Consider the following 26,622-nt stretch of genomic DNA (forward strand, 5'->3'; position numbering starts at 1 on the left):
CCGGTTTTTGTCTTCGTGTGACCGAAACCCCTCTCACCGGAAAAGTGCTTGCTTGATGTCGACACCGGAACTTCTGCCTCTCTCAGCGGCGCAGCGCAGTGTCTGGTACGCGCAGCAACTGAATCCGCAGACGCCGATCTGCATCGCCCAGTACATCGAGATCGAGGGGGCGCTGGAACCCGGGCTGCTGGACGAGGTGGCCCGCCTCGCGGCCGACGAGACCCCCGGGCTGCACATCCGGTTGGTCGAACGGGACGGAATTCCCTACCAGATCGTTCCCGAGGGTGTTCAGGCCACGATTCCCACGGTCGATTTCACCGCCGAGGCCGATCCGATGGCGGCGGCGCAGGAGTGGATGCGCGCCGACATGGCCGCCCCCATGGACCTGTTCGGTGAGCGGCTGTACCGGATGGCGGTGCTGCGGCTGGCCCCCGACCGGCACCTGTGGTACCTGCGGGCGCACCACATCTGCGTGGACGGCTTCGGCGGCGCCCTGATCGCCGCCCGTGTCGCCGAGGTCTACACCGACCTGGCCGAGGGCCGCGGCTACCGGCCCGGCTCCCTGGGCTCCTACCGGGAGCTGCTGGCCGAAGAGGAGGCCTACCGCTCCTCTGAGCGCTTCCAGCAGGACCGCGCCTACTGGACCGAGCGCTTCGCCGACCTGCCGGAGGTCGGCGGCCTGTCCCGCCACGTCGGCAAGGTCGTCGCCCCCAGCATGGACTTCGTCCGCGCCACCACCGCGCTCGGCCCCGACGACAGCCGCCGCCTGGCCGAGGCCGCCCGCGCGCTGCGCAGCGCCACCCCCGCCCTGGCGATCGCCGCCACCGCCGCCTACATGGCCGCCATGACCGGCACCGACGACGTCGTGCTGGGCCTTGCGGTGACCGGGCGCACCACCGAGCTGGCCCGCCAGACCCCCACGATGATGTCCAACATCGTGCCGCTGCGGGTGAGCGTGCGCCCGTCCATGACGGTGGCGGAGCTGACCCGCGCCGTCTCCCGGGCCACCGCGCGGGCGCTGCGCCACCAGCGCTACCGCCGCGAGGACCTGATGCGCGACCTGGGCCTGCTGGGCGGCGCGGAACGCCGCCTGTACGGCGCGGTCGTCAACATCATGCCCTTCGACTACACCGCCCGCTTCGGCGAAGCCCGCGCCCGCGCCCACGCCCTGGCGCTGGGACTCACCGAGGACCTGTCGTTCAACATCCACGACGGCCTGGACGGCCGCGGCACCCGCATCGACCTCGACGGCCACCCCGAGCTGTACACCGCCGAGGAGATCGCCGCCCACCACGAGCGCCACGTGCGCTTCCTGCAGCGCATGGCCGAGGCCGGCCCGGACGCCACCCTCGCCTCCCTGGACCTGCTCGGCGCGCAAGAGCGCCACACGGTGCTGCACCGCTGGAACGACACCGCCACCGGCCGCACCCCCGACACCGTGGTCGGCCGCTTCGCCCGGCAGGTCGCCGCCGCCCCGGACGCGATCGCCGTCCGCGCCGGCGAGACCACCTTGACCTACGCGGAGCTGAACGAGCGCGCCAACCGCCTGGCGCACCGCCTCATCGGCCTGGGCGTCGGCCCGGAGACCCCGGTGGCCGTCCTGGTGGACCGCTCACCGGAACTGATCGTCGCCTCGCTGGCGATCCTCAAGACCGGCGGCTACTACGTGCCGGTCCACCACGGCTACCCGGCCGAGCGGGTGGCCTGGCTGATGGCCGACACCGGCGCCCCGGTGCTGGTGTGCGACCGGGCCATGGCCGGCCGCGCCGCCGGGCTGGACGCCACCGTGCTGGTGGTCGACGCCGACCCGCTGCTGGCCGCCCAGCCCGCCACCGACCCCGGCGTACCGGTCCACCCCGAGCAGCTCGCCTACGGCATCTTCACCTCCGGCTCCACCGGGCACCCCAAGGGCGTGGCGATCCGCCACCGCGACGTGGTCGACTTCGTCACCGACCCGGCCCTGGTGATGCACCCCGGCGAGCGCGTCCTGGTGCACACCGCCCACGCCTTCGACGCCTCCACCGTGGAGACCTGGGCGGCGCTGCTGGGCGGCGCCACCTGCGTGGTCGCCGAGCCGGGCCTGGTGGACGCCGACGCGCTCGCCCGCGCCGTCGCCGGGGGCGGGCTGACCCGGATGTTCCTGACCACCTCGCTGTTCAACCTGGTGGCCGCCGAGCGCCCGCAGGCGCTGGCGTCGCTGCGGGAGGTCCACACCGGCGGCGAGGCGGCCTCGGCCGCGGCGATGCGCCGGGTCCAGGAGGCCTGCCCCGCGCTGCGGATCGCCAACGTCTACGGCCCCACCGAGACCACCACCTACTCCAGCATCCACTACGTCGACGACCTGCCCGAGGACGCCACCTCGGTGCCGATCGGCCGTCCCCTGGCCGACACCCGCCTGTACGTGCTGGACGAGGCGCTGCGCCCGGTGCCGCCCGGCGTGCCCGGCGAGCTGTACATCGCCGGCACCGGCCTGGCCCGCGGCTACCTGAACCGCCCGGCGCTGACCGCCGAACGGTTCGTGGCCTGCCCGTTCGGCGCGCCCGGCGAGCGCATGTACCGCACCGGCGACCTGGTCCGCTGGAACGACGACGGGACGCTGGAGTACCTGGACCGGGCCGACCAGCAGGTCAAGATCCGCGGCTTCCGGATCGAGCTGGGCGAGATCGAGACCGCGCTGGCCGCCCACCCGGACGTGGCCCACGCCGCCGTGATCGCCCGCGAGGACCGGCCCGGCGACAAACGCCTGGTCGGCTACGTGGTGCCCGCCGCCGGCGCCGCCCCCGACCCGGCCGGGCTGCGCGCCCACCTGGCCCGCCGGCTGCCGGAGTACATGGTGCCCGCCGCGGTGATGGTGCTCGACACGCTGCCGCTGACCGGCAACGGCAAGCTCGACCGCCGCGCCCTGCCCGCCCCCGACTACTCCGCCGCCGAGGAACGCCCCCACCGGGCGCCGCGCACGCCCGTGGAGGAGACCTTGTGCGCCCTGTTCGCCGAGGTCCTCGGCGTGGAGCGGATCGGGCTGGACGATGGGTTCTTCGACCTGGGCGGCGACTCCATCGTCGCGATGCGCCTGGTGTCGCGGGCCCGCAAGGCCGGGCTGGTGATCTCCCCGCGCGAGGTGTTCCAGTACCCCACCGTGGAGGAACTGGCCGCCGTCGTGCGCACCCGGGACGAGGAGGAGACGGCCGAGCAGGCCCCCGACTCGGGCGTCGGCCCGCTCACCGCCACCCCGATCATGCGCTGGCTGCGCGAACTGGGCGGCCCCACCGCCGGTTTCAGCCAGAACGTGGTGCTGCGCGTCCCCGCCGGGCTGGACACCGGCCACCTGACCGCCGCGCTGCAGGCGGTGCTGGACCACCACGACGCGCTGCGGATCCGGGAACTGCCCGACGGCGGCCTGGAGATCCCCCCGCCCGGCTCGCTCGACGCCGCCGGCTGCGTGCGGCGCGTCCCCGTCCCCGACCCCGGCGACCTGCAGCAGGCCGTCGCCGCCGAACTGGAGGCGGCCCGGCGGCGGCTGGACCCGTCCGCCGGGATCATGGCGCAGCTGGTGTGGCTGGACGCCGGCCCCGCCGCCCAGGGCCGGCTGCTGCTGGTGCTGCACCACCTGGCGGTGGACGGGGTCTCCTGGCGGATCCTGCTGCCCGACCTGGTCACCGCCCTGCAGGCCGCCGCCGACGGCCGCCCCGCCGAGCTGGACCCGGTCGGCACCTCCTACCGCCGCTGGGCCGAGCTGCTCACCGAGGAGGCGCGCGCCCCCGAGCGCGTCGCCGAACTCAGCCACTGGAAGGACGTGCTGTCCGGCGGCGACGCGCCGCTGGGCGACCGCCCGCTGGATCCGGCCGTCGACACCCACGCCACGGCCGCCCGCCTGGAAGTGGAACTGGACGCCGACGTCACCGCCCGCCTGCTGGGCGAGGCGCCGGCCGCCTTCCACGGCCGGGCGAACGACGTGCTGCTGGCCGCCTTCGCCGCCGCGCTCGCCCACTGGCACCGCGGCCGCGGCCGCGGCGCCGGCCCGGTGCTGCTCGACCTGGAGGGGCACGGCCGCGCCGAGCTGCGGCCCGGCATCGACCTGACCCGCACCGTCGGCTGGTTCACCAGCAAATACCCGGTGCGCCTGGACGTGGGCGCCGTCGACTGGGCGTCGCTGTGCTCCGGCGGCCCCGACGCCGCCCGGGCCGTCAAACGCGTCAAGGAGCAGCTGCGCGCCGTACCCGGCGACGGGCTGGGCTTCGGGCTGCTGCGCCACCTCAACGAGCAGACCGCCCCGGAACTGGCCGCGCTGCCCGCCCCGCAGGTCGTCTTCAACTACCTGGGCCAGGTGGAGTCCGGCTCCGGGGACTGGAGCGTGGCCGCCGAGGCCGGCGCGCTGAGCGGCGGCGCCGACCCGCAGATGCCGCTGCCGCACGCCCTGGCCGTGGACGCCCTCGTCCGCGACACCGGCGACGGCCCCGCCCTGAGCGCCACCTGGACCTGGCCCGCCGGCCTGCTGACCGAGGCCGACGTGCGGGAGCTGGCGCAGGCGTGGCTGGACGCCCTGCGCGGCATCGCCGCGCACACCCGCACCCCCGGCGCCGGCGGCCACACCCCCTCGGACTTCCCGCTGGTCTCCCTCGACCAGGCCGAGGTCGAACGGCTGGAGCGCGCCCACCCGGACCTGGAGGACATCTGGCCGGTGGCGCCGCTGCAGCAGGGCCTGTACTTCCACGCGCTGCTGGCCGCCGAGGCCGAGGGCGTCACCGACGTCTACACCGGCCAGCTCATCCTCGACCTGGACGGCGACCTGGACGAGGCCGCGCTGCGCGAGGCCGCCCGCGCCCTGCCCGGGCGGCACCCGGCGCTGCGCACCGCGTTCGTCCAGGGCGCCGACGGCACCCCGCTGCAGGTCGTGCTGCGCGGCGACCGGGCCGAACCCGCCTGGCGGCACCTGGACCTGTCCGGGGCCGACGAGGAGACCGTCCGGCAGGTCATGGCCGAGGAACGCAACCGGCCCTTCGACCTGACGCGCCCGCCGTTCCTGCGCTTTGCGCTGCTGACGCTGGGGGAGCGGCGGCACCGGCTGCTGCTGAGCTTCCACCACATCGCGCTGGACGGCTGGTCGATGCCGGTGCTGGCCGGCGAGCTGCTGGCCCGCTACACCGGGCAGGAGCCGCCGCGCGCCCCCGCCTACAAGGACTACCTGGCCTGGCTGACCGACCGGGACCCCGCCGAGGCCCGGGCCGCCTGGCGCGCCGCGCTGGAGGGCGCCACCGGCACCCTGATCGCCCCGGCCGCCGCCGACCGGCCCCCCGTCCCGCCGGACAAGACCCGCATCGAGCTGCCCGCCGGCCTGGGCGAGCGGCTGCAGGGCTGGGCCCGCCGGCACGGCCTGACCCCCAACACCCTCATGCAGGGCGTGTGGGGCCTGCTGCTGGCCCGCCTCACCGGCCGCGACGATGTGATCTTCGGCGCCACGGTCTCCGGCCGCCCGCCCGAGCTGCCGGGCGTGGAGCAGATGGTGGGCCTGTTCATCAACACCCTGCCGGTGCGGGTCCGGCTGAACCCCGATGAGACGGTGGCGGCGTTCCTGACCCGGCTGCAGCGCGAGCAGGCCGAGCTGCTGCCCCACCACCACCTGGGGCTGGGGGAGATCCACCGCCTGGCCGGCGGCGGCGCCCTGTTCGACACCATGACGGTGTTCGAGAACTACCCGCTGGACTCCTCCCTGCTCGGCGCCCGCATCGGCGACCTGCAACTGAGCGGGGCGGACCTGCTGGACGCCACCCACTACCCGCTCACCTTGGACGTGGTGCCCGGCGAGCGGATGCACCTGCGGCTGGGCCACCGCCCCGACGTGCTGGACCGCGAAAGCGCCGGCCACCTGGCCGCGCTGCTGCCGGCGCTGATCGAGACGGTGATCGACGATGCGACCCGCAAGATCGCCGACCTCGACCTGCCGGACGGCGAGCACGCCGCGGCGCTGCGGGCGGCGTTCCAGAAGCTGGCCGCCCAGCAGAGCCCGGCCGACACCGGACGGGCCGCCCCCGCCCCGGTCAAGAAGCTGGTCGCCTACGTGGTGCCCGCCCCCGGCGCCCAGATCGACCCCGAGGAGCTGCGCGCCTTCGTCCGCGAGCACCTGCCGGAGACCATGGTCCCGGCCGCGGTGGTGATGATGGACGACCTGCCGCTGACCCCCAACGGCAAGGTCGACACCAAGGCGCTGCCCAAGCCGGACCTGACGGTCACCGCCGAAGAGCACCGCGCCCCGCGCACCCCCCGCGAGGAGATCCTCTGCGGGATCTTCGCCGACCTGCTGGGACTGCCGCAGGTCGGCATCGATGAGAACTTCTTCGCCCTGGGCGGCGACTCGCTGCTGGCCATGCGGGTGGTCAGCCGGGTGCGCGCCACGCTCGGCGCCGAACTGCCGATCCGCGCGCTGTTCACCGCCCCGACCGTCGCCGAGCTGGCCGCCCTGCTGGGGGAGGAGGGCTCCGGCGCCGCCCGGCCGCCGCTGGTGGCCGCCGAACGCCCGGAGATCATCCCGCCCTCCTACGCCCAGCAGCGGCTGTGGTTCCTCAACCGGTTCGAAGGTCCGTCGGCCACCTACAACGTGCCGGTGGCGCTGCGGATCACCGGCCGGCTCGACCCGGCCGCGTTGCAGGCCGCCCTCGGTGACGTGGTGGAACGCCACGAGTCGCTGCGCACCGTGCTGCCCGACAGCGGCGGCACCCCCCGCCAGCTGGTGCTGGACCCGGCGGCGGCCCGCCCCGAGCTGCAGGTCGTGCAGACCACCGAGGAAGAACTGCCGATGCACCTGGCCTCGGCGGCCGGTCACCCCTTCGACATCTCCGCCGAGCCGCCGCTGCGCGCCCACCTGTTCACCCTGGCCCCCGACCGGCACGTGGTGCTGCTGCTGATGCACCACATCGCCGCCGACGGGTGGTCGATGGCGCCGCTGGCCCGCGACCTGATCACCGCGTACGCCGCGCGCGCCGAGGGCCGCGCCCCCGGCTGGGACCCGCTGCCGGTGCAGTACGCCGACTACACCCTCTGGCAGCAGAAACTGCTCGGCTCCGAGGACGACCCCAGCTCGCTGATCAGCCGGCAGATCGCGTTCTGGAAGGAGACGCTGGCCGATCTGCCGGAGGAGATCGCGCTGCCGGCCGACCGGCCCCGCCCGGCCGAGGCCAGCTACCGGGGCGGCACCGTCCGCTTCCACCTGCCCGCCGCGCTGCGCGACCGGCTGCAGGAAGTGGCCCGCGCCACCGGCGCCAGCCCGTTCATGGTCGCCCAGGCCGCGTTCGCCGCCCTGCTGACCCGCATGGGCGCCGGCACCGACGTGCCGATCGGCTCGCCGATCGCCGGCCGCACCGACGAGGCCTTGGACGACCTGGTCGGCATGTTCGTCAACATGCTGGTCTTCCGCACCGACACCTCCGGCAACCCCACCTTCCGGGAGCTGGTGGCGCGGGTGCGGGAGACCGACCTGGCCGCCTACGCCAACCAGGACGTGCCGTTCGAACGGCTGGTGGAGGTGCTCAACCCGCCCCGCCACCTGGGCCGCCACCCGCTGTTCCAGGTCGGCTTGACCTTCCAGAACAACCCGCGGGCCCGCCTGGAACTGCCCGGCTTCACCGCCGAGCCCGAACCGCTGCACGCCGGCACCGCCCGCTTCGACCTGCTGATGGTGCTGACCGAGACCGACGATGGGCTGGAGGGCGAACTGGAGTACGCCCTGGACCTGTTCGACCCGTCCACCGCCGAGGACCTGGCGGCCCGGTTCGAACGGTTCCTGGCGGCGCTGCTGGCCGACCCCGACGCCCCGATCGGCTCGGTGGAGCTGCTGAGCGAGGCCGAGCGGCGCACCATCCTCACCGACTGGGCGCGCGGCACCGCCCAGGCGGCGCAGGACGCCCAGGGAAGCGTCTTCGCGGACCTGCTGGGCGTGGACGCCGCCTCCGTGATCGAGCGGGCCACGATTCCTGTGTTGTTCGAGGCGCAGGTGTTGCGTGCTCCGGATGCGGTGGCGGTGACTTTTGAGGGTGCGCATCTGACGTATGGGGAGTTGAACGCGGCGGCCAACCGTTTGGCGCGGTTGTTGCGGGAGCGGGGGGCTGGGCCGGAGCGGTTTGTGGCGTTGGCGTTGCCGCGTTCGGCTGAGCTGGTGGTGGCGATTGTGGCGGTGTTGAAGGCGGGGGCGGCGTATGTGCCGATCGACCCCGATTACCCGGCCGATCGCATCGCCTACATGCTCCAAGACTCCCGCCCCGTCCTGGCCGTCACCACGGCCGAGGCCGCCGGGGTGCTCCCGGAGTCCATGCCCAAGGTGCTCCTGGACGAGCACACCCTCGCCGATTACTCAGCCGAGAACCTGGGCGATGTGGGGTTGCGTCCGGACAATCCGGCGTATGTGATCTACACGTCCGGTTCCACCGGCCGGCCTAAGGGTGTGGTGATTCCGCATCGCAATGTGGTGCGGTTGCTGGCCTCCACCGAGCAGTGGTTCGGCTTCGGCCCGGACGATGTGTGGACGCTGTTCCACTCCTACGCCTTTGACTTCTCGGTGTGGGAGCTGTGGGGGCCGCTGCTGTATGGCGGCCGCCTGGTGGTGGTGCCGTTCCTGACCTCCCGTTCGCCCGAGGACTTCCTCAAGCTCCTCGCCCGGGAGAAGGTGACCGTGCTCAACCAGACGCCGTCGGCCTTCTACCAGTTGATGGCCGCCGACCGGGACAACCCGGGCGCCGAGTTGGCGTTGCGGTATGTGATTTTCGGTGGTGAGGCGCTGGAGCTGGGCCGGTTGGAGGACTGGTACTCCCGGCATGCCGATGATGCGCCGGTGTTGGTGAACATGTACGGGATCACTGAGACCACCGTGCATGTCTCCTACATCGCCCTGGACAGCTTCTACTGCGCCTCGGCCCCCGGCAGCGTGATCGGTACCGGTATCCCGGACCTGCGCCTGTATGTGCTGGATGAGCGGCTCCAGCCGGTCCCGCCGGGAGTGATCGGTGAACTCTACGTGGCCGGTGCCGGGCTGGCGCGTGGTTACCTGAACCGCCCAGGACTGTCGGCTGAGCGGTTCATTGCCGATCCGTTCGGGGAGCCGGGCAGTCGCATGTACCGCACCGGGGACTTGGGGCGGTGGTTGCGTGATGGCCGCCTGGAGTACCTGGGGCGTTCGGACCAGCAGGTGCAGCTGCGTGGCTTCCGCATCGAACTCGGTGAGATCGAGGCGACCTTGGCGCGGCACCCGTCCGTGACGGACGTGGCGGTCATCGTTCGCGATGATCGGCTGGTTGCGTATGTGGTCGGGGATGCCGATGTGGCCGAGCTGCGCAGGTTCGCGGGCCGGTCGTTGCCGGATTACATGGTTCCGGCCACGGTGGTGTTCTTGGATGCGTTGCCGTTGACGGTCAACGGCAAGCTGGACCGCAAGGCCCTGCCGGCTCCGGACTTTTCCGCCCAGGTCTCCTCGCGTGCCCCGCGCAATGAGCGGGAAGAGATCCTGGCCGGGCTGTTCGCCGAGGTGCTGGGGCTGGAGCGGGTCGGCATCGATGACGGCTTCTTCGATTTGGGTGGGGATTCCATCATCGCCATCCAGCTGGTCTCCCGTGCCCGCCAGGCCGGGCTGGTGATCTCCCCGCGGGAGGTCTTCCAGCATCAGACGGTTGAGGAACTGGCCGCCATCGCCCGCAACGCCACCGACGAGGCCGCCGAAACCGAGCCTCCGGGTGCGGGGGTGGGTCCTGTGCCGGCCACCCCGATCATGCACTGGCTGCGGGAACGCGGCGGCGAGCACAGCGGCTTCCACCAGTCGGTCCTGCTGCGCACCCCCGGCGGCCTGGACCTCGGCCACCTGACCGGAGCGCTGCAGGCCGTCCTGGACCACCACGACATGCTGCGGCTGCGCATCGACGACGGCTGGCAGCCGGTGGTGCGGCCGGCCGGGAGCGTGGACGCCGCCGCGCTCGTGCACCGGGTCGACATCGCCGGGCTGGACGGCGACAAGATCGCCGAAGTGGTGGCCCAGCAGGCCGCCGCCGCCCGCGACCGCCTGGACCCGGCCGGCGGCGTCATGGCGCAGCTGGTGTGGCTGGACGCCGGCCCCGCCGCCCAGGGCCGGCTGCTGGTCATGCTGCACCACCTGGTGGTGGACGGGGTGTCGTGGCGGATCCTGCTGCCCGACCTGGTCACCGCCTGGGCCGCCATCGCCGCCGGGCAGACCCCGCGCCTGGAACCGGTCGGCACGTCCTTCCGCCGCTGGGCGCAGCGCCTGGTCGCCGAGGCCACCGACCCGGAGCGCGTCGCCGAACTGGACACCTGGATCGGCATCCTCGAAGGCCCCAACGCCAAGCTCGGCGACCGCCGCCTGGACCCGGCGGTGGACGTGGCCGCCCGCGCCCGCAGCCTGTCGCTGACGCTGCCGCCGGAGGTCACCGAGCCGCTGCTGACCTCGGTCCCGGCCGCCTACCACGCCGGGGTGGACGACGCCCTGCTGACCGGGCTGGCGCTGGCCGTGGCCAAGTGGCGGCGCGACCGCGGCGGCAAGGGCAGCGGGGTGCTCATCGACCTGGAGGGCCACGGCCGGCAGGAGATCTTCCCCGGCGTGGACCTGTCCCGCACGGTCGGCTGGTTCACCACCATCCACCCCGTGCGGCTGGACCCCGGGGCCGTGCCCTGGGAGGAGGTCACCGCCGGGAGCGCGGCCCTGGGCACCGCCTTCAAGCAGGTCAAGGAGCAGCTGCGGCAGGTCCCCGACAACGGCATCGGCTACGGCCTGCTGCGCCACCTCAACCCGGCCACCGCCGAGGAGCTGGCCGATCTGCCCCGCCCCCAGATCGCCTTCAACTACCTGGGCCGGGTCGCCCCCGGCGGGGAGGAGGACTGGGCGCTGGCCCCCGAGGAGCCGCCCTCCGGGGAGGACCCGCGGCTGCCCATGGCGCACGTCCTGGAGATCAACGCCGTCACCCGCGACCTGCCCGGCGGTCCCGAGCTGACCGCCACCTGGAGTTGGCCGGACGGCGTGCTGCCCGAAGACCAGGTGCGGGCGCTGGCCGAGGCGTGGTTCGCGGCGTTGCGCGGATTGGTGGCCCATCTGGAGGCCGACGACGGGCAGGCCGGCGGGTTCACCCCCTCCGACCTGCTGGTGGACCTTGACCAGGCTGAGATCGACGCACTGCAGGCGGCGTGGAGGAACAAGAGTTGAACCGGTCGGACCTGGAAGACATCCTGCCGCTGTCGCCGCTCCAGCAGGGGTTCTTCTTTCACGCGTTGCTGGACGGAGGGTCCGCCGGGCAGGCCGGCGGCGACATCTACACCGCCCAGCTGACCCTCGACCTGGAGGGGCCGCTGGATGCGGCGGTGCTGCGGGCGAGCGCGCAGACGCTGCTGCGCCGCCACCCCAACCTGCGGGCGGCCTTCTGGCATGAAGGGCTCAGCCGTCCCGTCCAGGTCATCCCCCGCCGGGTCGACCTGCCCTGGCAGGAGATCGACGTGGCCTCCGAAGAAGAGGCCGACCGGCTGGCCGAACAGGAGCTGAGGCGCCCGTTCGACCTGACCGAGCCGCCGCTGCTGCGGTTCACGCTGGCCCGCCTGCCCGGCGGCCGGCACCGGCTGATCTTCACCAACCATCACATCCTGCTGGACGGCTGGTCCACCCCGGTGCTGGCCACCGAGCTGTTCGCGCTGTATGTGGCCGGCGGCAGCGACAACGGGCTGCCCCGTCCCGCTCCCTACAAGAGCTACCTGGCCTGGCTGGTCAAGCAGGACCGCGCCGCCGCCGAGGACGCCTGGCGGCAGGCCCTGGACGGCCTGGAAGAGCCCACCTTGGTGGCGCCCGAGCTGGCCGGCCGTCCCCCCGTCCCGCCCGGCCGGCGGGAAGTGGAGCTGGAGGAGAAACTGTCCGGCCGGCTGACCCGGCTGGCCCGCCGGCACGGCGCCACCCTCGCCACGCTGCTGCAGGCCGCCTGGGGCGTGGTGCTCGGCAACTTCACCGGCCGCCGCGACGTGGTGTTCGGCGCCGCCGTCTCCGGCCGCCCGCCGGAGCTGCCCGGCGTGGAGCAGATGATCGGCCTGTTCATCAACACCATCCCGGTGCGGGTCCGCTTCGCCCCCACCGACACCCTGGCCGACCTGGTGGAACGCCTCCAAGAAGAGCAGGCCGAGCTGCTGCCCCACCACCACCTGGGGCTGACCGACATCCAGCGCGTCACCGGGCACCCGGCCCTGTTCGACACCATGACGGCGCTGGAGAACTACCCGTTCGACCCGTCGGCCATGGACGGCACCCTGGGCGGGCTGCGCATCACCGGCTTCGGCTCCCGCGACGCCACCCACTTCCCGCTGTCGTTCGTGGCCGTGCCCGGGCCGCGCCTGTCGCTGCGGCTGGACCACCGTCCCGACGCCTGCGACGCCGAGTCCGCCGACCGCCTGCTGGGCCGCGTGGTGCGGCTGCTGGAGACGTTCGCCGACGACCCCGAGACCGAGATCGGCCGGCTGGACCTGCTGGGTGAGGAGGAGCACCGGCGCATCACCGCCTGGGGCACCGGCGCCCCCTCGGTGCCGCCGCTCACCCTGCCCGCCATGGTCGAGGCCCAGGCCGCCGCCCGCCCCGACGCCCCGGCGGTCATCTCCGGCGAGGCCGTGCTGAGCTACGCCGAGCTGAACGCCCGCGCCAACCGCCTGGCCCGCCACCTGATCGAACGGGGCGTCGGCCCGGAGGACATCGTCGCGCTGGCGATGCCCCGCTCGGTGGAGTACTGGACCGCCGCCCTGGCCGTGAACAAGGCCGGCGCCGCCTTCCTGCCGCTGGACCCGGCCAACCCGGCCGACCGGCTGTCCTACATGCTGGGCGACTCCCGGCCGGTGCTGGGCATCACCACCGGCGAGCACGCCGCCGCCCTGCCCCCGGCGCCCGGGGCGGACGCGGGCGCGTCCGCGGCGGGCTGGCTGATCCTGGAGGAGACCGACGTCTCCGGCTACGACGCCGCCGACGTCACCGACGGTGAACGGCGCGGCCCGCTGCGGCCGGACAACCCGGCCTACGTCATCTACACCTCCGGCTCCACCGGACGCCCCAAGGGCGTGGTGGTCACCGCCCGCGGCCTGGCCGACCTCGCCGAAACCCAGGTCGAACGCTACGAGGTGAGCGCCGAGGACCGGACGCTGCAGTTCTCCTCGCCCAGCTTCGACGCCTCCGTGCTGGAGGCGCTGATGGCCTTCCGCCCCGGCGCGGCCATGGTGATCGTCCCGCCCGGGATCTACGGCGGGGAGCAGCTCGCCGAACTGCTGCGCGACCAGGGCGTCACCCGCGCGTTCATCACCCCCGCCGCGCTGGCCGGCGTCCCCTCCGAAGGGCTGGAGTCGCTGCGCACCGTGGTGGTCGGCGGCGACGCCAGCGGAGCGGACCTGGTGGCGCGCTGGGCCCCCGGCCGCCGCATGATCAACGCCTACGGGCCCACCGAGATCACCGTGGCCGCCACCATCAGCGACCCGCTGCAGGTGGGGGAGACCCCGCCGATCGGGCGCCCGGTGACCGGCGCCCGGCTGCACGTGCTGGACGACCGGCTGCGGCCCGTCCCGATCGGGGTGCCCGGCGAACTGTACGTCGAGGGCGACGGCGTGGCCCGCGGCTACCTGCACCGGCCGGGCCTGACCGCCGAGCGGTTCGTGGCCTGCCCGTTCGGCCCGCCCGGCGCCCGCATGTACCGCACCGGCGACCTGGTGCGCTGGCGGGCCGACGGCGCGCTGGACTACCTGGGCCGCGTCGACGACCAGGTCAAGGTCCGCGGGTTCCGCATCGAGCTGGGCGAGATCGAGGCCGCGCTGCTGCGCCACCCGGACGTGGCGCAGACCGCCGTGATCGTCCGCGAGGACCGGCCCGGCGAGCGGCGGCTGGCCGCCTACGCGGTGCCCGCCGCCGGGCGCGCCCTGGACGCCGCCGAGCTGCGCCGCTTCCTCGCCGAAACCTTGCCGGACTACATGGTTCCGCTGGTGGTGGTGCTGGAGGCGCTGCCGCTGACGGTCGGCGGCAAGGTGGACCGTTCGGCGCTGCCGGCCCCCGACGCCTCCGCCACCGCCGGACGGGCCCCGCGCACCCCCCGCGAGGAGATCCTGTGCGGGCTGTTCGCCGAGATCCTGGGCGTGCCCCGGGTCGGCATCGACGACGACTTCTTCGCGTTGGGCGGTGACTCGCTGACCGCCACCCGCCTGGTGGGGCGGATCCGCTCGGCGCTGTCGGTCGAGCTGCCGGTCCGCGCGCTGTTCGAGGCGCCCACCGTGGCCCGCCTGGCGGCCCGCCTGGACGAGGCGGCCGGCACGGCGCGCCCCCCGCTGCGGCCGGCCGAACGCCCCGACCGCATCCCGCTGTCGTACGCCCAGCAGCGGCTGTGGTTCCTCAACCGGTTCGAAGGTCCGTCGGCCACCTACAACGTGCCGGTGGCGCTGCGGCTGCACGGCGAGCTGGACTACGCGGCGATGCGGGCGGCGCTGGCGGACGTGGTGGCCCGGCACGAGTCGCTGCGCACGATCTTCCCCGACAGCGGCGGCACCCCCCGCCAGCAGATCCTCGACCCCGCCGACGCCCGCCCCGCCCTGCCGGTGGAGGACGTCACCGAGGCCGCCCTGCCGGCCGCGCTGGCCCAGATCGCCGGCCGCGGCTTCGACTTGGCCGCCGAGCCGCCGCTGCGCGCCCGGCTGCTGCGGCTGGGCGAGACCGAGCACGTCCTGGTGCTGGTGATGCACCACATCATCGGGGACGGCTGGTCGATGGCGCCGCTGGCCCGCGACGTGATCACCGCCTACCTGGCCCGCCGCGGCGGCGAGGAGCCGCGCTGGTCGCCGCTGCCGGTGCAGTACGCCGACTACACCCTCTGGCAGCAGCAGCTCCTCGGCTCCGAGGACGACCCCGACTCGCTGATCAGCCGGCAGATCGCGTTCTGGAAGGAGACGCTGGCCGATCTGCCGGAGGAGATCGCGCTGCCGGCCGACCGGCCCCGCCCGGCCGAGGCCAGCTACCGCGGCGGCCTGCACTCCTTCGAGCTGGACGCCGAGCTGCACGCGGAGCTGACGAAACTGGCCCGCTCCTCGCAGGCCAGCCTGTTCATGGTGCTGCAGGCGGCGCTGGCCGCCCTGCTGACCCGCATGGGCGCGGGCACCGACGTGCCGATCGGCTCGCCGATCGCCGGCCGCACCGACGAGGCCTTGGACGACCTGGTCGGCATGTTCGTCAACATGCTCGTGCTGCGCACCGACACCTCCGGGAACCCGAGCTTCCGGGAGCTGGTGGCGCGGGTGCGGGAGACCGACCTGGCCGCCTACGCCAACCAGGACGTGCCGTTCGAACGGCTGGTGGAGGTGCTCAACCCGGCCCGGCACATGGGCCGCCACCCGCTGTTCCAGGTGGTGCTGTCCTTCCAGAACAACCCCGAGGCGTCGCTGGAGGTCGACGGCCTGACCGCCGCCCCCGAATCCCTGGGCGCCGGCGCCGCCAAGTTCGACCTGTCGCTGTATGTGGAGGAACGCACCGGCGACGACGGCACCCCGGCCGGGATCGAGGCCGCCTTCGAATACGCCCTCGACCGCTTCGACCAGCCCACCGTGGCGGCGCTGGCCGAACGCCTCACCCGCCTGCTGCGCGCGGTGACCGCCGACCCCGACGCCCCCATCGGCTCGGTGGAGCTGCTGAGCGAGGCCGAGCGGCGCACCATCCTCACCGACTGGGCGCGCGGAGCGCACCTGAGCACCGCCGCCCCGGCCGCCCCGGCCCTGCTCGCGGGAGCGGACACGACCGCCGAGCGGGCCACGATTCCTGCGTTGTTCGAGGCGCAGGCGTTGCGTGCTCCGGATGCGGTGGCGGTGACTTTTGAGGGTGCGCATCTGACGTATGGGGAGTTGAACGCGGCGGCCAACCGTTTGGCGCGGTTGTTGCGGGAGCGGGGGGCTGGGCCGGAGCGGTTTGTGGCGTTGGCGTTGCCGCGTTCGGCTGAGCTGGTGGTGGCGATTGTGGCGGTGTTGAAGGCGGGGGCGGCGTATGTGCCGATCGACCCCGATTACCCGGCCGATCGCATCGCCTACATGCTCCAAGACTCCCGCCCCGTCCTGGCCGTCACCACGGCCGAGGCCGCCGGGGTGCTCCCGGAGTCCATGCCCAAGGTGCTCCTGGACGAGCACACCCTCGCCGATTACTCAGCCGAGAACCTGGGCGATGTGGGGTTGCGTCCGGACAATCCGGCGTATGTGATCTACACGTCCGGTTCCACCGGCCGGCCTAAGGGTGTGGTGATTCCGCATCGCAATGTGGTGCGGTTGCTGGCCTCCACCGAGCAGTGGTTCGGCTTCGGCCCGGACGATGTGTGGACGCTGTTCCACTCCTACGCCTTTGACTTCTCGGTGTGGGAGCTGTGGGGGCCGCTGCTGTATGGCGGCCGCCTGGTGGTGGTGCCGTTCCTGACCTCCCGTTCGCCCGAGGACTTCCTCAAGCTCCTCGCCCGGGAGAAGGTGACCGTGCTCAACCAGACGCCGTCGGCCTTCTACCAGTTGATGGCCGCCGACCGGGACAACCCGGGCGCCGAGTTGGCGTTGCGGTATGTGATTTTCGGTGGTGAGGCGCTGGAGCTGGGCCGGTTGGAGGACTGGTACTCCCGGCATGCCGATGATGCGCCGGTGTTGGTGAACATGTACGGGATCACTGAGACCACCGTGCATGTCTCCTACATCGCCCTGGACAGCTTCTACTGCGCCTCGGCCCCGGGCAGCGTGATCGGTACCGGTATCCCGGACCTGCGCCTGTATGTGCTGGATGAGCGGCTCCAGCCGGTCCCGCCGGGAGTGATCGGTGAACTCTACGTGGCCGGTGCCGGGCTGGCCCGCGGCTATCTGAACCGGCCGGGGTTGTCGGCTGAGCGGTTCATCGCTGATCCGTTCGGGGAGCCGGGCAGTCGCATGTACCGCACCGGGGACTTGGGGCGGTGGTTGCGTGATGGCCGCCTGGAGTACCTGGGGCGTTCGGACCAGCAGGTGCAGCTGCGTGGCTTCCGCATCGAACTCGGTGAGATCGAAGCGGTGCTCTCCCGCCACGAAGCGGTCTCCGATGTCGCGGTGATCGTTCGTGATGATCGGCTGGTTGCGTATGTGGTCGGGGATGCCGATGTGGCCGAGCTGCGCAGGTTCGCGGGCCGGTCGTTGCCGGATTACATGGTTCCGGCCACGGTGGTGTTCTTGGATGCGTTGCCGTTGACGGTCAACGGCAAGCTGGACCGCAAGGCCCTGCCGGCTCCGGACTTTTCCGCCCAGGTCTCCTCGCGTGCCCCGCGCAATGAGCGGGAAGAGATCCTGGCCGGGCTGTTCGCCGAGGTGCTGGGGCTGGAGCGGGTCGGCATCGATGACGGCTTCTTCGATTTGGGTGGGGATTCCATCATCGCCATCCAGCTGGTCTCCCGTGCCCGCCAGGCCGGGCTGGTGATCTCCCCGCGGGAGGTCTTCCAGCATCAGACGGTTGAGGAACTGGCCGCCATCGCCCGCAACGCCACCGACGAGGCCGCCGAAACCGAGCCTCCGGGTGCGGGGGTGGGTCCTGTGCCGGCCACCCCGATCATGCACTGGTTCCGGGAGCTGCACGGCCCCACCGACGACTACAGCCAGCGGATGCTGCTGCACGCGCCCCCCGGCCTGGACCTCGACCACCTGACCGGAGCGCTGCAGGCCGTCCTGGACCACCACGACATGCTCCGCCTGCGCGTCACCGGCGACGGTTTCGAGATCACCGAACCGGGAACCGTCGACGCCGCCGCCCTGGTCCGCCGGGTGGACGTCGCCGGCCTGGACGGCGAGGCGCTCAAGGCCGTCCTCGCCGAGGAAGGCGCCGCCGCCCGCTCCCGGCTGCGCCCGGATGCGGGCATCATGGCCCAGCTCGTCCACTTCGACGCCGGGCCCACCGCCCAGGGGCGCCTCCTGCTCACCCTGCACCACCTGGTGGTGGACGGGGTGTCGTGGCGGATCCTGCTGCCCGACCTGGTCACCGCCTGGGCCGCCATCGCCGCCGGGCAGACCCCGCGCCTGGAACCGGTCGGCACCTCCTTCCGCCGCTGGGCGCAGCGCCTGGTCGCCGAGGCCACCGACCCGGGACGCGTCGCCGAACTGGACACCTGGCTCGAGATCGGCCGCACCCCCGATCCGCAGCTGGGCGACCGTCCCCTGGACCCGGACGTCGACACCTTCGGCAGCGCCCGGCAGCTCACCTTGACGCTGCCGCCGGAGGTCACCGAACCGCTGCTGACCACCGTCCCGGCCGCCTACCACGGCCGCGTCAACGACGTGCTGCTGACCGGGCTGGCGCTGGCCGTCGCCCACCGCCGTCCCGGCGCGCAGACCGCCGTCCTGGTCAACCTGGAGGGACACGGCCGCGAGGAGATCTTCCCCGGTGTGGACCTGTCCCGCACCGCCGGCTGGTTCACCTCCATCAGCCCGGTGCGCCTGGACCCCGGACCCGTCGACTGGGAGGAGGTCCGCACCGGCGGCCCGCAGGTCGGCACCGCGCTGAAGACGGTCAAGGAGCAGCTGCGGGAGACCCCCGACAACGGCATCGGCTACGGCCTGCTGCGCCACCTCAACCCGGCCACCGCCGAGAAGCTGGCCGGCCTGCCCCGCCCCCAGATCGCCTTCAACTACCTGGGCCGGGTCACCGCCGACGACGGCGGGCAGGCCGCCGACTGGAGCCCGGCCGCCCCCGACGAGGCCGAGGCCCTCGGCCCCGGGCAGAACCCCGGCCTGGCCATGCCGCACGTCCTGGAGATCAGCGCCCACACCCGCGACCTGCCCACCGGCCCGCAGCTGCACGCCACCTGGATCTGGCCGGGGGACCTGCTGGCCGAAGAACAGGTCCGCGCCCTGGCCGAGGCGTGGTTCGAGGCCTTGCGGGGCCTGGTGGCGCACGCCTCCACCGAGGGCGCCGGCGGGTTCACCCCCTCGGACCTGTCGCTGGTGGACCTCACCCAGGACGAGATCGACGAATTCGAAGCCGAGCTGGACGATTGGGAGTTGGAGCAATGACCCAGCCGAAGCAGGCCCGGCAGTCGCAGCTCGAGGACATCCTGCCGCTGTCGCCCCTCCAGCAGGGCCTGTTCTTCCACGCCCTCTACGACGAGGCCGGCGACGTCTACACCGCCCAGGGCGTGTTGGACCTGGAAGGGAAGCTGGATGTGGCCGCGCTGCGCCGGTCGGTCGCCACGCTGCTGCGCCGCCACCCCAATCTGCGCACCAGCTTCCGGCAGCGCAAGGAGGGCTCGCCCGTCCAGCTCGTGCACCGCCAGGTGAAGCTGCCCTGGCAGGAGCGGGACCTGTCGCACCTGCCGCTTGAGCAGGCCGAGGCGCAGGCCGCGGTGCTGGCCGATGCCGAACGCGCCCGCCCCTGGGACATGACCCGCCCGCCGCTGCTGCGGTTCCTGCTGGTCAAACTGGCCCCCGACCGGCACCGGCTGATCTTCACCAACCACCACATCCTGCTGGACGGCTGGTCCACCCCGATCCTGCAGACCGAGCTGTTCGCGCTGTATGTGGCCGGCGGCGACGACACGGGCCTGCCCCGCCCCACCCCCTACAAGAACTACCTGGCCTGGGTCGCCCGGCAGGACCGCGCCGCCGCCGAGGACGCCTGGCGGCGGGCGCTGGCCGGGCTGGAGGAGCCCACCCTCGTCGCCCCGCACGCCGCTGGCGGGGAACCGTCCGTCCCGCACAAGCTGCACATCAAGCTGGACGCGGACCTCACCGCCGCGATCACCGAGTGCGCCAAGGCCCACGGCGTCACGCTCAGCACGATCCTGCAACTGGCCTGGGGGCTGCTGGTGGGGCGGCTGACCGGCCGCAGCGACGTGGTGTTCGGCGTGGCGGTCTCCGGCCGCCCGCCGGAGCTGCCCGGCGTGGAGCAGATGATCGGCCTGTTCATCAACACCATCCCGGTGCGGGTGCGGGTGCGTCCCGGCGACACCATCGCCGAGGCGCTGCGCCGGCTGCAGCGCGAGCAGGCCGACCTGATGCCCCACCACCACCTGGGGCTGGCCGACATCCAGCGGCTGAGCGGGCTCGGCGCCCTGTTCGACACCATGACGGTGCTGGAGAACTACCCGTTCGACCCCGAGGCCGACGGCACCGACCTGGGCGGGCTGCGGGTGCGCGGCACCGGCGGCCACGACGCCTCCCACTACCCGCTGGCGCTGGCCGCGGTGCCCGGCGAGCAGCTGTCGCTGCGGCTGGACCACCGTCCGGAAGTGTTCGGCGACCGGGACGCCGAGCAGATCATGCGCCGGCTGCGCCGCATCCTGGAGGCCATCGCCCGCCGGCCCGACCAGCCGGTCGCCGCCATCGACATCCTGGACGAGGAGGAACGCCGGCGCCTGCTGACCGCCTGGCAGGGGCCGGTCGTGCCGCGCCCGGAAGGTCCGCAGACCATCCTCGAACGGTTCGCCCGCCACGTGGCCGCCACCCCGGACGCCGTCGCGCTGCGCGAGCTGACCGTCGAGGACGGGGAGCTGCGGGGACGCTCCATCACCTACGCCGAACTGGACGAACGCGCCAACCGCCTGGCGCACCGCCTGATCGGGCTGGGGGTGCGGCCGGAGACCCCGGTGGCGATGATGGTGGAGCGCTCGGCGCACGTGGTGGTGGCCACGCTGGCGATCCTCAAGGCCGGCGGGGTGTACGCGCCCATCCACCACAGCTACCCGCCCGACCGCATCGCCTGGGCGATCCGGGAGACCGGGGCGCCGGTGCTGCTGCTGGACCGCGCCATGGCCCGGCGGGAGGTCGAGCACTCCGCCCGGGTCGTCCTGGTCGACGACGAAGCGGCCCTGGCCGGTCTGCCCGCCACCGATCCCGGCGTCGCCTGCCACCCCGAGCAGGCCGCCTACGTGCTGTTCACCTCCGGCTCCACCGGGCTGCCCAAGGGCGTGGCGGTCCGCCACCGCGACGTGGTGGACCTGGCGCTGGACGCCACCATGCGCGACGGCGCCCACGACCGCGTCCTGTGCCACTCGGCGCACGCCTTCGACGCCTCCACCTACGAGCTGTGGGTGCCGCTGCTGGCCGGCGGCACCGTCGTCATCGCCCCGCCCGGTGAGGTGGACGCCGCCGCCCTCGAACGCATCATCACCGCCGAGCAGGTCACCGGCCTGTTCATCACCACCACCCTGTTCAACCTGGTGGCCGAGGAACGGCCGGGCGCCTTCGCCGGCCTGCGGGAGGTGCTGACCGGCGGCGAGGCCGGCTCGGTGACCGCCATGCGCAAGGTGCTGCGGGCCTGCCCCGACACCCGGGTCGGCAACGTCTACGGCCCCACCGAGGCCACCACCTACACCACCGTCCTGTCGATGCGGGAGATCCTGGAGCGCGGCGAGCAGGTCGCCCTCCTCGGCCGTCCCATCGACAACATGCGCGTGTACGTGCTGGACGAGAACCTGCAGCCGGTGCCGCCGGGCGTGGTCGGCGAGGCCTATGTGGCCGGGGCCGGGCTGGGCCGCGGCTACTTCGGCCGGCCCGGCCTGACCGCCGAACGCTACGTCGCCAACCCGTTCGGCGCGCCCGGCGAGCGCATGTACCGCACCGGCGACCTGGTGCGGTGGCGGCCGGACGGGATGCTGGAGTACATCGACCGCGCCGACTTCCAGGTCAAGATCCGCGGCTTCCGGATCGAGCTGGGCGAGATCGAATCGGTGCTGGCCGGCCACCCCGACGTGGCCAACGTCGCGGTGATCGCCCGCGAGGACCGGCCCGGCGACAAACGGCTGGTCGGCTACGTGGTCCCGGTCGCCGGCCGCCGGGTCGACCCGGCCGAGCTGCGCCGCCACGCGGCCGAATCGCTGCCGGAGTACATGGTGCCCGCCGCGATCGTGCCGCTGGAGACGCTGCCCACCAACGCCAACGGCAAGCTGGACCGCCGCGCCCTGCCCGTCCCCGACTACGGCGAGCTGCTGGGCGGGCGCCCGCCCCAGGGCGTGCGGGAGGAGCTGCTGTGCTCCCTGTTCGCCGAGGTCCTGGGCGTGGAGAAGGTCGGCGCCGACGTCAGCTTCTTCGACCTGGGCGGCGACAGCATCGCCGCGATGCGGCTGGCCACCCGCGCCCGGCAGGCGGGGCTGGAGCTGTCGCCGCGCGATGTGTTCACCCACCAGACCGTCGAGGCGCTGGCACGGGCCGGGGACTCCACCGAGCAGGACGCCCCCAGCCTGGAGGTGCTGCTGCCGATCCGCGCCACCGGGTCGCGCCCGCCGCTGTTCTTCGTCCACCCCGCCGGCGGGCTGGCCTGGCCGTACTTCCAGTTCCAGCGGCACCTGGGACCCGAGCAGCCGATCTACGGGCTGCAGGCGCGCGTCTTCACCTCCGGGACGCTGCCGGAGTCGGTGAACGCGATGGCCGCCGACTACCTGGAGCAGATCCGCACCGTCCAGCCGCACGGCCCCTACCACCTGGCCGGCTGGTCGCTGGGCGGCCTGATCGCCTACGAGATGGCCTGCCGGCTGCAGGCCGACGGGGAGGAGGTCGCCCTGCTGGCGCTGATCGACTCCTACCACAGCCAGGACCTGAACTCCGAAAAACGCGAGGTGCTGCCGGAGCTGCTGGAGGCCGCCGGGATCGACGCCGGGATGAAGGCCGACGGCACCCCCGACATGGACCGCATCATGCAGGTCATCAGGGAGCGCGGCGACGCCTTCGCCACGTTGGACGAGGACGACCTGCTCAAGCTGTACCGCAACTACGAGAACGGGCTGCGCTGCGCCGAGGAGTACCGGCCCGGCCGCTTCCGCGGCGACATCGTGTTCTTCACCGCCACGCAGGGCCGTCCGGACGGGGCGCCCACCGCCCGCGAGAACTGGCAGCCGGTCACCGACGGCCAGATCGAGGACTACCCGATCGACGTCGAGCACCATCTGCTGATGGAGCCGGGGCCGGCGGCCGAGATCGGCGCGGTGCTGGCCGCCCGGCTCGGCAAGCTGCACTCACGCTGACCGATTAACCTTGCCCCAAGACCCCGAAAGGAACCCCCGGATGAGCAACCCGTTCGAGGACCCCGACGGCACGTTCCTGGTGCTGGTCAACGACGAGGGCCAGTACTCGCTGTGGCCGTCGTTCGCCGAGGTCCCCGCCGGCTGGACGGTGGCCAAGAGCGCCGACACCCGCCAGGCGTGCCTGGAGTTCGTGGAGGCCAACTGGACCGACATGCGGCCCAAGAGCCTGATCGAGGCCATGGAGGGCTCGGCTTGAGGCGCGTCCGCAAGGCGGAGGGCCGGCCGTGAACTGGTTCCGCTGCCCGGAGAGCCGGCCGTGGGCGTCGCTGCGGCTGATCTGCTTCCCGCACGCCGGCGGTTCGGCGGTGGCCTACCGCTCCTGGGGCAAGGAGCTGAGCGCGGCGATCGAGGTGCACGCCGTGCAGTACCCCGGCCGGGCCGACCGGCTCGCCGAGCCCATGATCGACGACGCCCACCGGCTGGCCCGGCTCATCGCCGGGGCGCTGGTGCCGCTGATGGACCGGCCCACCGCCCTGTTCGGGCACAGCATGGGCGCCGTGCTGGCCTATGAGACCGCCCGCCTGCTGGAGGAGCGCGGCGTGCCGCCCACGCACCTGTTCGCCTCCGGCGCCCGCCCCCCGCACCGCCGCGACCTGGCCGATGAGGACCGCGTCGCCGACCGGGACGATGAGGGGGTGGTGGCGGCGCTGACCGAGCTGGGCGGCAGCGACGCCGAGGTGCTGGCCGACCCGGAGATGCGCGAGCTGGTGCTGCCGTATGTGCGCAACGACTTCCGGCTGATCGAGAACTATCAGCGCCGGCCCGGGCCCAACCCCTCGGTCCCGATCACCGCGATCATCGGCGACGCCGACCCGCACGTGGACCGGGAGCGGGCCGCCGCCTGGGCCGAGGCCACCGATGGCCCCTTCGCCTTGAAGGTTCTGCCGGGCGACCACTTCTACCTGGTCCCGCGGCAGGCCGAGGTGCTGGGGGAGATCCAGCGCGCCCTGCACGTGCCCACCTGAGCGCGGCCGGGCGGGGCGCTCAGACGCCGGCGCCCACCGGTTCCTCGGCGTGCCGCTCGGCGGGCTCGGGCTCCGGCTCGGGCAGCAGCGCGCTGTAGCAGCGCACGGTCTCGGCGGCGATCCGCTCCCAGGCGTAGCGGGAGTGGGCGCGGTCGGCGGCGGCGATGGCCCACGCCGACAGCGTGGTCTCCTCGGCCAGCAGCCGGCGCAGCGCCCGTCCCAGGGTCACCGGCTGGCCGGGCGGCACGTGCAGCCCGGTGACGCCGTCCAGCACGCTGTCGGCGCCGGAGCCGGTCGGCACCGCGACCACCGGCACGCCGCAGGCCATGGCCTCCAGCGGCACCATCCCCGAGGGCTGGTGCGGGGCCAGGCACAGCGCCAGCCGGGCGGTGCGCAGCAGCTTGGGGACGTCCTTGCGGGGCAGCCGGCCCAAAAACAGCGTGCGGTCGGCCACGTCCAGCTCCTTGGCCAGGGTGCGCAGCCGGTGCACGGTGGGGTCGCTTTCCAGGTCCTCGCGGGCCGGGCCGCCGGCCACCACCAGCTCGGCCTCGGGGACGTGCGCCAGTGCCCGCACGGCCACCGCCGCGCCGGCGTTGTCCAGGTCGTTGCCGACCAGCACCAGCCGGGGGCGCCGCCCCCGCGGCATCGTCGGGCCCGTCTGGCGGAACCGCTCGCAGTCCACGCCGTAGGGCACCACGCAGATCCGGGGCCGCGCCACGCCCATGCGCACCAGTTCGTCGGCCTCGTGTTCACAGCCGGCCAGCACCGTGTCGGCGCCGCGGCCCAGCGCCCGTTCGATCCGGATGCGGGCCGGGTGCACGGTGCGCCGCCCGCCGGGCCGGCGGCTTTCCACCACGCCCAGGCCGTGGAAGGACTGCACCAGCGGCAGCCCGGTGTCCTGCAGCGCGGCGTAGGCGGCCAGCCCGCCCAGCCAGCCGTGCGCGTGCACCAGGTCGGGCCGGTTGCGTTGCTGCGCCAGCCGGCGGCTCAGCTCGTCGGTGAACGCCCGGATGTGCGGCAGCAGATGGGCCTCCGGCAGCGGCCGGGCGGGGCCCGCGGTGATCTGTTCGAGCGTGGCGCCCGCGCCGAGCCTGGTCCGGGGGCGTCCGCTCTCGGTGGTGCGCCGGGTGTAGACGGTCACTCGATGGCCCTGCCCGCCCAATGCGCGGGCCAACTCCAGCACGTGGATGGAGTGGACGCCGGCGCTTGCCGAATCGCCCGTCAGATCGGCCAATGAGACAAGCGCTAGGTTCAGGGACGAGGGCATGACGCGGCCTCCGGGATCGCACAGGAATGGAACCAGGAGGTATCTGCGTCTTAGACACCCACGGTGATCGTTGTATCCAAGCCACTTCTCCACCAAACATGTGAACTCGGGATCTTTTCGACGCTCAGGGTGATCGGTGCCTGTCGTATTGATGTCCTGAGCAGGGGGAAGACCACACATACCGGGCCGCCGCGCACACGGGGAAATGTCGGACCCGGCGGCCATACTGAAGGGGTGAACGGCAGGGTCTGGTACGTGGCCTACGGGTCGAATCTGGCGCGCGAACGGTTTCAGTGCTACCTGGCCGGGGGACGGCCCGAGGGCGCCGCCCGCCACTACACCGGCTGCCGCGACGCCACCCCGGCCCGGGCCGAGCGGGCGCTGACGCTGCCCGGCGGCATCTACTTCGCCCACACCTCGCAGACCTGGGGCGGCGGCATGGCCTTCTACGACCCGCAACTGCCGGCCCGTACCGCCGCCCGCGCCTACCTGCTGACGGTCGGGCAGTTCGCCGACGTCCTCGCCCAGGAGATGCGCCGCCGGGTCGGCGCCGACCTGGACCTGTCGGAGGCGCTGCGCACCGGGCGGCAGCGCCTCGGCCCCGGCCGCTATGAGACGATCCTGCGGGTCGGCGAGTGCGACGGGCACCCGATGCTGACCTTCACCGCCCCGCACGGCGCGCTGCGGGCCGATCTGAACGCCCCCTCCGCTCCTTACCTGCGGATGCTCGGCCGCGGCCTGCGCCAGGCGCACGGCTGGCCGGCCGAGCGGGCCGCCTCCTACCTGGCCGCCTGCCCCGGCGCCCGGGAGCACTGGTCGCCGCAGGACATCGCCGGGCTGCTGCAGGACGCGGGGGCCGCCCTGTCGGCCGAGTGCCGATAAGGGAATACTGACGTCCATGAAGATCGGTGATGTGGTGGAGGACTTCGAGCTCCCCGACGAGCAGGGCACCCTCCGTTCCCTCAGCGGCCTGCTGGCCGGTGGTCCCGTCGTGCTGTTCTTCTACCCGGCGGCGATGACGCCGGGCTGCACCGCCGAGGCCTGCCATTTCCGCGACCTGGCCGCCGAGTTCGCCGAGCTGGGCGCCCAGCCGGTCGGCATCAGCGCCGACCCGGTGAGCAAGCAGCGCGAGTTCAGCGGCAAGCACTCCCTCGGCTACCCCCTGCTCAGCGATGAGGACGGCACCGTCGCCCGCCGCTTCGGCGTCCGCCGCGGCTTCGCGCTGGCCCCCACCAAGCGCCGGACGTTCGTGATCGACACCGACCGCCGCATCATCGAGATCGTCAAAAGCGAGATCCGCATGAGCGTCCACGCCGACCGCGCTCTGGAGGCCCTTCGCCGTCGTCGCGGCTGACCG

The 26,622-nt window shown here is 73.3% G+C and carries 8 protein-coding genes; 7 read left to right on the top strand and 1 reads right to left on the bottom strand.

What is annotated here, in order from left to right; all coding sequences use genetic code 11:
* Positions 1-55: 55 nt before the first annotated feature.
* From TCUR_RS28335 to TCUR_RS09335, 5 genes are read left to right on the top strand one after another with little or no spacing between them, the layout of a single operon-like run.
* Positions 56-11,188 (top strand): non-ribosomal peptide synthetase, encoded by an 11,133-nt coding sequence (locus tag TCUR_RS28335; RefSeq protein ID WP_012852240.1) that lies wholly within the window; start codon positions 56-58, stop codon positions 11,186-11,188.
* Positions 11,185-19,029, top strand: coding sequence for a non-ribosomal peptide synthetase (locus tag TCUR_RS09320; RefSeq protein ID WP_012852241.1), 7,845 nt, complete (start codon positions 11,185-11,187; stop codon positions 19,027-19,029). Before TCUR_RS28335 ends, TCUR_RS09320 begins: the two co-directional genes overlap by 4 nt.
* Complete coding sequence (locus tag TCUR_RS09325) at positions 19,026-22,973, top strand: non-ribosomal peptide synthetase (RefSeq protein ID WP_012852242.1); 3,948 nt, start codon at positions 19,026-19,028, stop codon at positions 22,971-22,973. Before TCUR_RS09320 ends, TCUR_RS09325 begins: the two co-directional genes overlap by 4 nt.
* Positions 22,974-23,013: 40 nt before the next feature.
* Positions 23,014-23,229, top strand: a complete 216-nt coding sequence (locus TCUR_RS09330) for an MbtH family protein (RefSeq protein WP_012852243.1) — start codon at positions 23,014-23,016, stop codon at positions 23,227-23,229.
* Between the two features lie 28 nt (positions 23,230-23,257).
* The gene (locus tag TCUR_RS09335) at positions 23,258-23,998 is read left to right on the top strand and encodes a thioesterase II family protein (protein WP_012852244.1); all 741 of its coding nucleotides are present in this window, start codon (positions 23,258-23,260) and stop codon (positions 23,996-23,998) included.
* Between the two features lie 19 nt (positions 23,999-24,017).
* Here the strand turns inward: TCUR_RS09335 and TCUR_RS09340 are convergent, their stop codons facing one another.
* Positions 24,018-25,232, bottom strand: a complete 1,215-nt coding sequence (locus TCUR_RS09340; RefSeq protein ID WP_245537022.1) for a glycosyltransferase — start codon at positions 25,230-25,232, stop codon at positions 24,018-24,020.
* A 267-nt stretch (positions 25,233-25,499) separates the two neighbouring features.
* Here TCUR_RS09340 and TCUR_RS09345 point away from each other — a divergent pair, with 267 nt between their 5' ends.
* A complete protein-coding gene (locus tag TCUR_RS09345; RefSeq protein ID WP_012852246.1) occupies positions 25,500-26,147 on the top strand; it encodes a hypothetical protein in 648 nt (215 codons plus the stop codon).
* A gap of 16 nt (positions 26,148-26,163) precedes the next feature.
* Entirely contained in the window at positions 26,164-26,619 is a 456-nt protein-coding gene (locus TCUR_RS09350; protein ID WP_012852247.1) for a peroxiredoxin, read from the top strand.
* Positions 26,620-26,622: the final 3 nt, after the last annotated feature.

Origin of the sequence: Thermomonospora curvata DSM 43183 (assembly GCF_000024385.1) — a bacterium.
GTDB classification, from domain to species: Bacteria; Actinomycetota; Actinomycetes; order Streptosporangiales; family Streptosporangiaceae; genus Thermomonospora; species Thermomonospora curvata.

Excerpts from the sequence above, each read along its gene's own strand:
- TCUR_RS09330 (WP_012852243.1), top strand. The coding sequence starts at position 23,014 with ATGAGCAACCCGTTCGAGGACCCCGACGGCACGTTCCTGGTGCTGGTC.
- TCUR_RS09350 (WP_012852247.1), top strand. The coding sequence starts at position 26,164 with ATGAAGATCGGTGATGTGGTGGAGGACTTCGAGCTCCCCGACGAGCAG.
- TCUR_RS28335 (WP_012852240.1), top strand. The coding sequence starts at position 56 with ATGTCGACACCGGAACTTCTGCCTCTCTCAGCGGCGCAGCGCAGTGTC.
- TCUR_RS09325 (WP_012852242.1), top strand. The coding sequence starts at position 19,026 with ATGACCCAGCCGAAGCAGGCCCGGCAGTCGCAGCTCGAGGACATCCTG.